Genomic DNA, 293 nt, shown 5'->3' with positions numbered 1-293 from the left:
GGGTATCTAATCCTGTTTGCTCCCCACGCTTTCGCACCTCAGCGTCAATACCAGTCCAGTGAGCCGCCTTCGCCACTGGTGTTCTTCCGAATATCTACGAATTTCACCTCTACACTCGGAATTCCACTCACCTCTCCTGGATTCAAGCGATGCAGTCTTAAAGGCAATTCTGGAGTTGAGCTCCAGGCTTTCACCTCTAACTTACAAAGCCGCCTACGTGCGCTTTACGCCCAGTAATTCCGAATAACGCTAGCTCCCTCCGTATTACCGCGGCTGCTGGCACGGAGTTAGCC

The 293-nt window shown here is 52.6% G+C and carries 1 rRNA gene; it reads right to left on the bottom strand.

The window, feature by feature from the left end:
- Positions 1-293, bottom strand: a 16S ribosomal RNA gene (locus BJI47_RS00010); the annotation flags it as partial.

Origin of the sequence: Rhodococcus sp. 1168, from assembly GCF_002091955.1 — a bacterium.
Taxonomy (GTDB): Bacteria; Actinomycetota; Actinomycetes; order Mycobacteriales; family Mycobacteriaceae; genus Rhodococcoides.
The sequence above is the reverse complement of the archived record's forward strand: the minus strand, read 5'-3'. Positions and strand labels throughout refer to the sequence as shown.